Annotated in this window: 6 protein-coding genes; 3 read left to right on the top strand and 3 right to left on the bottom strand. The window is 73.0% G+C overall.

The features are described from left to right. Positions 1-67: 67 nt before the first annotated feature. Positions 68-553, bottom strand: coding sequence for a Dps family protein (locus ACFT55_RS17030; RefSeq protein WP_380245032.1), 486 nt, complete (start codon positions 551-553; stop codon positions 68-70). Between the two features lie 108 nt (positions 554-661). Then, a complete protein-coding gene (locus ACFT55_RS17035; protein ID WP_380245033.1) occupies positions 662-1,597 on the bottom strand; it encodes an alpha/beta hydrolase family esterase in 936 nt (311 codons plus the stop codon). Between the two features lie 66 nt (positions 1,598-1,663). Here ACFT55_RS17035 and ACFT55_RS17040 point away from each other — a divergent pair, with 66 nt between their 5' ends. Then, positions 1,664-2,062: a hypothetical protein gene (locus tag ACFT55_RS17040; RefSeq protein WP_380245034.1), complete on the top strand. Its 399-nt coding sequence runs from the start codon at positions 1,664-1,666 to the stop codon at positions 2,060-2,062. A gap of 193 nt (positions 2,063-2,255) precedes the next feature. On the opposite strand, the gene ACFT55_RS17045 is transcribed toward ACFT55_RS17040, so the two are convergent. Then, positions 2,256-4,487 (bottom strand): NADP-dependent isocitrate dehydrogenase, encoded by a 2,232-nt coding sequence (locus tag ACFT55_RS17045; RefSeq protein ID WP_380245035.1) that lies wholly within the window; start codon positions 4,485-4,487, stop codon positions 2,256-2,258. A 157-nt stretch (positions 4,488-4,644) separates the two neighbouring features. Here ACFT55_RS17045 and ACFT55_RS17050 point away from each other — a divergent pair, with 157 nt between their 5' ends. Further along, positions 4,645-6,195, top strand: coding sequence for an RNB domain-containing ribonuclease (locus ACFT55_RS17050; RefSeq protein ID WP_380245036.1), 1,551 nt, complete (start codon positions 4,645-4,647; stop codon positions 6,193-6,195). 305 nt (positions 6,196-6,500) lie between these two features. Further along, positions 6,501-8,252, top strand: coding sequence for an ABC transporter substrate-binding protein (locus ACFT55_RS17055; RefSeq protein ID WP_380245037.1), 1,752 nt, complete (start codon positions 6,501-6,503; stop codon positions 8,250-8,252). The last annotated feature ends 33 nt before the right edge of the window (positions 8,253-8,285 follow it).

The following is an 8,285-nucleotide window of genomic DNA, read 5'->3' on the forward strand; positions in this document are numbered from 1 at the left end:
GTCCCCGGGCGGGGGCGCGCCGTCGTCGTGATCGCTGCCGGGCCGTCGAGGCTCGGCCGGCCCGCCGTCAGACCTCGTGGTTCTCCGACGAGATCATCCACGCCTGCTTCTCCAGGTCGGTGATGATCTCGTGCAGCAGGTCGGCCGACGTCGGGTCCTCCGCGTCGACGTCGTCGTGCACGTCGCGCGCGACCTCGACGGTCTGCGCGACCCGCTCGACGATCGCGTCGACCGTGTCGTCGACGGACACGAGGCCCGCGGGGTAGGGCGACAGGTCCGTGGTGGTGGCGACGGTCTCCGTGCGGCCGTCGGGCACGGCCTGCAGCGCCCGCAGGCGCTCCGCGACGGTGTCGCTGTGCTCGCGTGCGACGTCGACCAGCTCGTCCAGCTGGAGGTGCAGGTCGCGGAACCCGCGGCCGGTCACGTTCCAGTGGGCCTGCTTGCCCTGGACGTGCAGGTCGACCAGGGCGACCAGCACGCGCTGCAGGTGGGCGCGGAGCTTGTCGGACGCCTCGGCGCGGGGGGTGCTGCGCTTCATCGTGGGAGTGGTCATGGGGAACCTCGCTTCCGTTGACGATCGCTGTCTTGAACCGTTCCAGGCTAGTAAGCCTTCCCGCCCCTCGCCAGGAAGGGCAGGCGAGCCTTCGCCCGCGGCCCGAGGTCAGCGCGTACCGGTCGCGACGTCGAGCACCGCGGTCGCGAACGCGGTGCCGAGCGCGGGGGAGTGGTCCGCCCCGGCGATCGACCACAGCTGGACCGAGGTGCCGTCCGCGCACCCGGCCCAGGTGGTCACGGTGGTCTCGGCGCCGGGGACGGCGGTGTCGAGGTCGCGCAGGCCAGGGGCGGTGAGGGGTGGTGCCGGGCAGTCGTCGAGACGCGCCCAGGCGGCCGCCGACGCCGCTGCCCCCGGGTACGCGTGCCCCTCCCGGCGCCCGCCCGCGGCGCGGATGACCGGGTCGTCGGTGCCGTGCACCTGCACGACGCGCACCGGGCGCGACGGCCGGCAGGCGCGGCCGTCCGCGGGCATGGCGCCCGCGAGCGACACCACGGTGGAGACGAGGTCGGCGTGGTCGCACGCCGTGCGGTAGGCCATGAACCCGCCGTTCGAGTACCCGACCACCGCGACCCGGCGAGGGTCGACGGCGTAGGTCGTCGCGAGGGTGCGCACCACCAGGGCGAGGTACGCGGAGTCGTCGACGTCCGCCCGCTCGGCGCCGCAGCAGGCGTCGCTCGCGTTCCAGAACCGTCGTCCGTCGGGTCCCGTGGTGCCCTCGGGGAGGACGTAGAGCGCGCCGCGCGCGGCGGCCTCCTCGCGCAGCCCGAGCAGGTCGTCCACGCGGGCGGGGTCGGAGCCGAAGCCGTGCAGGACGACGAGCAGGGGTGCGGGGCTGGCGGGGTCGTACCCGGGCGGCACCTGGACCTGGACGGGGCGTCCGCCGACGTCGACGGTGCCCGCCGCGCCGGCCGGCAGCGCCGCGGCCGCCGCGAGCACCACCGGGCGGTCGGGGCCCGGCCGGGCACCCGGGGACCCGCAGGCCGCGAGGAGCACCAGCGCCAGCGCGACGAAGGTCGCCACGATCGAGCGGTGCGCCGGCATGCCCACGATCCTCGCGTGCACGGCGTGCGCGGCATAGGCTGAAAACCTTGCGGAGGTGGTGCTCCGATGACGTGGCAGCTGGCGCTCATGACGACGTCGCTCGCTCTGGTCGCGACGGTCGCCGCCCGGTCGTGGCTGCGCTCGCCCGCGCACCGTGACGCCGTCGTGCGCCGGGCTCGCCGCCGTCGTGCCCCGACCGACGACCCGCTCGTCACGCTCACGGTCCAGGTGCGGCTCGGCGAGCTCGCCCGCGAGCTGCGTGCGATCGACGACGACCCGCAGGTGTACGCCCGCGCGCACCACGCCCGAGCCGCGCAGGAGGCCTACGACGCCCTGCTGCGGGAGGCGTGCCGACTCGCCGGGCTCGGCGTCGTCGACCTGCCGATGCGCGCCGGCGAGCGGGCCGAGTCTGCCGAGCGGCTGCGCGAGGAGCTGGAGCTCAGCTCCCGCGGCTGGTCCTGGTAGCCGCCGAGGTAGTCCAGCGGCCTCGACCAGCGGCCGAGGTAGTTCCCGCACTCGTGAAGGAGTACGTGCAGAGCCGAGGTAGCTCCTCCTCGCAAGGTGGTGCGGACCACCTGCCCGGGGAGGTACCTCGGCTCTACGCGTGCTACCTCGCGGGGTGCTGGACTACCTCGCGGGGTTGTCGACTACCTCGGCGTCAGAGGGCCTCGAGCGCCGTGTTGAACGTCGCGGACGGACGCATGACCGCCGCGGCCTTCACCGCGTCGGGGCGGTAGTAGCCGCCGATGTCGGCCGGCGACCCCTGCACGCCCACGAGCTCGGCCACGATCGTCTCCTCCTGCTCGGCGAGCGACGCGGCGAGCGGGCCGAACGCGGCGGCCAGCTCGGCGTCCTGCGACTGGGCGGCAAGCTCCTGGGCCCAGTAAAGCGCGAGGTAGAAGTGCGAGCCACGGTTGTCGATGCCGCCGACGCGGCGCGTGGGCGACTTGTCCTGGTCGAGGAACGTGCCCGTGGCGCGGTCGAGGGTGTCCGCGAGCACCTGGGCGCGCGCGTTGCCCGTGGCGGTCGCCAGGTGCTCGAACGACGCCGCGAGGGCGAAGAACTCGCCGAGGGAGTCCCAGCGCAGGTAGTTCTCCGCGAGGAGCTGCTGCACGTGCTTCGGCGCGGAGCCGCCGGCGCCGGTCTCGAAGAGGCCACCGCCGTTCATCAGCGGCACGACCGACAGCATCTTGGCGGAGGTGCCCAGCTCGAGGATCGGGAACAGGTCCGTGTTGTAGTCGCGCAGCACGTTGCCCGTCACGGAGATCGTGTCCAGACCCTGGCGGATCCGGGCGAGCGAGAACGCCGTCGCCTCGGCCGGCGCCATCACGTGGATGTCGAGGCCGTCGGTGTCGTGGTCGCCCAGGTACTCCTCGACCTTGGCGATGAGCTGCGCGTCGTGGGCGCGCTGCGCGTCCAGCCAGAAGACGGCGGGCGAGCCGGTCGCGCGGGCGCGGTTGACGGCGAGCTTGACCCAGTCGCGGATCGCGACGTCCTTGGTGGTGCAGGCGCGCCACACGTCGCCCGTCTGCACGTCGTGGCTCAGCAGCACGTCGCCGGCCGCGTTCACGACCTCGACCGTGCCGTCGGCGGGGATCTCGAACGTCTTGTCGTGCGAGCCGTACTCCTCGGCCTTCTTGGCCATGAGGCCCACGTTGGGGACGGAGCCCATCGTGGCCGGGTCGAGGGCGCCGTGCGCGCGGCAGTCGTCGATGACGGTCTGGTACACGCCGGCGTACGACGAGTCGGGGATGACGGCGAGCGTGTCGTGCTCCTGGCCGTCGGGGCCCCACATGTGGCCGCCGCCGCGGATCATCGCGGGCATGGAGGCGTCGATGATGACGTCCGACGGCACGTGCAGGTTCGTGATGCCGCGGTCGGAGTCGACCATGGCGAGGGCCGGACCGTCGGCCAGGCCCTGCGCGACGGCGGCCTTGATGGCCTCGCCGTCGGGGAGGGTGTCGACGGCGGCGAGGAGGCCGCCGAGGCCGTCGTTGGGGGAGATGCCCGCGGCCTTGAGCTGGTCGCCGTACTGCTCGAACAGCGCCGGGAAGAAGGCCTGCACGACGTGGCCGAAGATGATGGGGTCGGAGACCTTCATCATCGTCGCCTTGAGGTGCGCGGAGAACAGCACGCCCTCCGCCTTGGCCCGCGCGACCTGCTCGGCGAGGAAGGTGTTCAGGGCGGCGACGGACATGAACGTCGCGTCGACGACCTCGCCCGCCTCGACCCGGAGGCCGTCCTTGAGGACGATCGTCCCGGCCGGCGTGACGAGCCGGATGGTCAGGGTGTCGTCGGCGGGGACGACGACGGACTTCTCGTTGGAGAAGAAGTCGTCCTTGCCCATGGTCGCGACGTTCGTCTTCGAGTCGGCCGACCAGGCGCCCATGCGGTGCGGGTGCGCCTTGGCGTAGTTCTTCACCGAGGCGGGGGCCCGGCGGTCCGAGTTGCCCTCGCGCAGCACCGGGTTGACGGCAGAGCCCTTGACCTTGTCGTACCGGGCGCGCACGTCCTTCTCGGCGTCGGTCTGCGGGTCCTCGGGGTAGTCGGGGACGTCGTAGCCCTGCGCCTGCAGCTCGGCGACGGCGGCCTTCAGCTGCGGCGCCGACGCCGAGATGTTCGGCAGCTTGATGATGTTGGCCTCGGGCGTGGTGGCGAGGGCCCCGAGCTCGGCGAGGGCGTCGCCGATGCGCTGGTCGTCGCTCAGGCGCTCCGGGAACTGGGCGAGGATGCGACCGGCCAGGGAGATGTCGCGCGTCTCGAGCGTGACCCCGGCCTGCGCGGCGTACGCCTCGACGATCGGGAGGAACGAGTACGTCGCGAGCAGCGGCGCCTCGTCGGTGTGGGTGTAGATGATCGTGGCGGCCTCGGGCCGGGACTCGGTGGTCATGCGGCGATGCTCCCTAGGCAGGGCAGTGATGGACGAGAGATTGTTTGACATCAAGATATCTGCCCGCGGCGGAGCCTGTCGAAAACGGGACGCACGCCATACCCGCCCGGCGGCCCCTCCGCGCGCGGCCATGGCGGGGCGCCGTTACGGTCGAGCCGTGCCGACGCGTCAGCTCCATCTCGCCCAGGCCGGACCGGCCGAGGTCGCGGGCGCCCTCGCCGCCCTCCGCGCGGAGGTCGGGCTGCCCGCCATGTTCCCCGCCGCGGTGCGCGAGGAGGCCGAGGAGGCCGCGAACGACGGTGGCCGAGGCGCGGTCGACGGCGGCCACGCCAGCCAGGCCCGCCAGGACCGCCGCGACGTCGAGCTGGTGACGATCGACCCGCCCGGCTCCATGGACCTCGACCAGGCGGTGCACGTCGCGTCGTCGGGCCGGGGCTACATCGTGCGGTACGCCATCGCGGACGTGGCGGCGTTCGTGCGTCCCGGGGGCGCGCTGGACGCCGAGACGCACCGGCGGGGGACGACGGTCTACGGCCCGGACGTCCGCACGCCCCTGCACCCGACGGTCCTGTCGGAGGGCGCGGCGAGCCTGCTGCCCGACGAGGACCGCCCGGCGGTGCTGTGGACGATCGGCCTGGACGCGGAGGGCGAGATCACCAGCAGCTCCGTGACCCGCGCGACCGTCCGCTCGCGCGCCCGCCTCACCTACGGCGAGGCCCAGGCACACCTCGACGCCGGCACCGCCGCGGACTCGCTGTCCCTGCTCGCCGACGTCGGGCGGTTGCGCCAGGCGCGCGAGCGGGACCGGGGCGGGGTGTCGCTGGAGGTGCCCGAGCAGGAGATCGTGCCGCGGCCTGACGGGTCGTTCGCCCTCGAGCTGCGGCGCACCCTGCCCGTCGAGGGCTGGAACGCGCAGATCTCGCTCCTCACCGGGATCGCCGCGGCCGCGATGATGCGCGAGGCCGGCGTGGGGCTGTTCCGCACCCTGCCCCCGGCCGACGACCGGGACGTCGCCCGCCTGCGCCGCACCGCCGCGGCGCTGGGCATCGACTGGCCCGACGAGGTCTCCTACGCGCAGCTCGTGCCAGCCCTGGAGTCCCGGCGCCCGGCCCACGCGGCCTTCCTCGCCGAGGCGACGTCGCTGTTCCGCGGGGCGGGCTACCTGGCGTTCGGAGTGCCGGGGCCCGACGGCGGGGCGCCGGTGGCGCTCCCGGCCGACGCCCGGCATGCCGCGATCGGGGCCGAGTACGCCCACGTCACGGCGCCGTTGCGCCGGCTCGCCGACCGCTACGCCACGGAGGTGTGCCTCGCGCATGGGGCGGGGCGCGAGGTCCCGTCCTGGGTGACGGAGGCGCTGCCCGCGCTGCCGGAGACGATGACGACGGCGTCCCGCACGGCCGGCGCCTTCGAGCGGGGCAGCGTGGACATCGTCGAGGCGGCGCTGCTGTCAGGGCAGGAGGGCGAGGTCTTCGACGGCGTGGTCGTCGACGTCCGCGACGCCCCGGACGACCGCGCCACGGGCGGTGGTGCAGCGCCCGGCGACAGCGACGCGCGGCGTGGTGAGGTGGAGCGCGGCGAGGTGATGCTGCGCGAGCCGGCCGTGCGCGCCCGCCTCGACGGCCGTGCCCTTCCTCTCGGCGAGCGCGTCCGCGCGACGCTGGCAGAGGCATCGGTGCCTGAGCGCCGGGTGCTCTTCACCCTGCCCTGACAGCCGTCCGCTCCGGCTGACGCTGCTCGCGCCCGTCAGGGCGCGTCGACGCGCTCTGTCCACGCACCTCCTCACGCGAGGGCCGCCTGCACGCGCGCCCCGTCCGCGCCCCGCCGCACCGCGCGCTCTGGTCTCGCCGTGCCCGGAGGCCGCTCGCGACCCAGATGACGTTTTGATAACACTCCTGCCTTATAACGATTCATGCTCTAGCGGAGGTCCCGGAGGTATTCGTTAAGGTTCCTGCCCTACGGCCATTGCGGTATCACCGCGGCGCGACGGAGCGCCGCCGACCGGAAGGACCCACGATGAACCGACGTACGACGCGAGGCCGGTGGCTGACGGCGGCCGCTGCCCTCACGAGCGTGACCCTCCTCGCCGCCGGGTGCTCCGGTGCCGCCGAGGGCGACGACGACGGCGGCGGCGCGACCGGCGCCCCCGCGGCCGAGGCCCAGGCCACCGACCGAGAGCTCGTGATCTGGGCCGGCTCCCAGACGCCGATCACGGCCAACTTCAACCCCTACGCGGTGGGCGTGCTCCACCTGGCCAACGGCGGCATCTACGAGACGCTGTTCGCCTTCAACAAGCTCCAGGACGTCGACCCGACACCGATGCTGGCCGAGTCCTCCGAGTGGAACGACGACGGCACCGAGCTGACGGTGAAGCTCCGCGAGGGCGTGCAGTGGAACGACGGCCAGCCGTTCACCGCGGACGACGTCGTCTACTCGTTCACCAACGACACCGCCAAGCCGTCCTACCTCAAGGACGCCGTCGCGACGGACGCGTCGACGGTCGTGTTCTCGTTCGACGCCCCGGCGTACGCGAACGAGTTCGCGATCCTCGGCAGCACCTACATCGTGCCGAAGCACGTGTTCGCGGAGCACGAGAAGGACTCCGGCAAGGACGCGGACGGCAACGCCCTCCAGGGGCTCGTCGCCTGGGCCAACGCCGAGAACCCGGTCGGCACCGGCCCGTACCTGGTCGACTCCACCTCGAACGCGGCCTACACCGCCAAGGCGAACCCGGACTACTGGGGCGGCAAGCCGAAGGTCGCCGCGCTGCGGTACGTCGGCATCGACGCCAACCAGTCGGCCGAGGACCTGCTCACGACCGGCCAGATCGACTGGTCGACCATGTTCGTGCCCGACCCGGAGCGCGTCACGGCCAGCGGTGCCTACGGCTACGTCAACACGCCCGTCGACCCCACGGTGCTGTACACCTGCGCCAACGCCGACCTCGGGTGCGAAGGGGACCAGACGGACGTCGCCGTCCGGCAGGCGCTCAACGTCGCCATCGACCGCAAGGCGATCAACGACAAGGCCTTCGTCGGCCTCGCCAAGGAGATCTCGCCGACGTTCGCCCTGCTCGGCCGCGACGACAAGTGGATCGCCGACGGCATGCCGAAGGAGTCGCCGCAGACGGCCGACGCCGCGGCGGCCGCGGCGATCCTCGAGGACGCCGGCTACACCAAGGACGCCGACGGCTTCTACGGCAAGGACGGCAAGGCGATCGACCTGACGCTGACCTCCGTCGACGGCTGGACCGACTACAACAGCGCGGCCAAGCTCATCGAGGAGCAGGCCAAGGCGGCCGGCATCAAGGTCACCGCGTCCACCATCTCGTGGAACGAGTTCGCCGACGCCCGCGTGTCCGGCGACTTCGAGCTCATCATGGGCGGCGTCGTCGGCACCTCCATCGCCGACCCGTTCCAGATCTACCGCGAGTGGTTCACGGGCGACTACACCCAGAAGGTCGGCACCGCCCTCGAGCCCGGCGAGTGGAACTTCTCCCGGTACGACGACGCCGACGTGAACGCGGCCGTCCAGGCCGCCTCCGAGACGAACGACGAGGCCGCCAAGAAGGAGGCCTACGCCACCGTCCAGGAGCACATCGTCGAGGACCTGCCGTACATCCCGCTCGTCGTGAACGCCTCGCAGACCTTCTTCAACACGAGCGCGTACGCCGGCTGGCCCACGGACGACGACATGTACATGTTCCCGCCGTCGTGGCAGGGCCCGTCCTCGGGCGTCATCCTCGGCAAGCTCGGCGGCGTCGAGTAAGCCGTCCACGCGACCGGGCGACCGGCGGGCACC

The organism is Isoptericola sp. NPDC057191 (genome assembly GCF_042670225.1).
In the GTDB taxonomy this organism is placed as follows: Bacteria; Actinomycetota; Actinomycetes; order Actinomycetales; family Cellulomonadaceae; genus Isoptericola.